This window comes from Staphylococcus pasteuri (assembly GCF_030547725.1).
Classification (GTDB): Bacteria; Bacillota; Bacilli; order Staphylococcales; family Staphylococcaceae; genus Staphylococcus; species Staphylococcus pasteuri.
Genome location: NZ_JAUOQO010000731.1, coordinates 1 through 246, shown reverse-complemented (window position 1 = coordinate 246; position 246 = coordinate 1). Strand labels below are relative to the sequence as shown.

Annotated in this window: 1 protein-coding gene; it reads left to right on the top strand. The window is 46.3% G+C overall.

The genetic code is table 11. The annotated features are described in order from the left end of the window. Positions 1-246: Ppx/GppA phosphatase family protein (locus Q4528_RS15290; protein ID WP_368506740.1), on the top strand; the 246-nt coding region annotated here is incomplete at both ends.

The following is a 246-nucleotide window of genomic DNA, read 5'->3' as shown; positions in this document are numbered from 1 at the left end:
GCTGAAAACCATACAGCAGCAAGTTGTCGCTTGCGGCAGCTTAGATAAACTAGATATTCAGGGCTTAGCCGAAGAACGTAAACCGGTATTTGCGTCGGGTTTAGCAATCATTATTGCGCTATTCGAAAGTTTACAAATTGAAGGCTTAATCCTAGCTGGCGGAGCATTACGCGAGGGTTTGGTGTACGGCTTATTAAGCCAAAAAGAAACAAGCAGCGTAAGGGCTCGTACCGCCGAGAGCTTTGT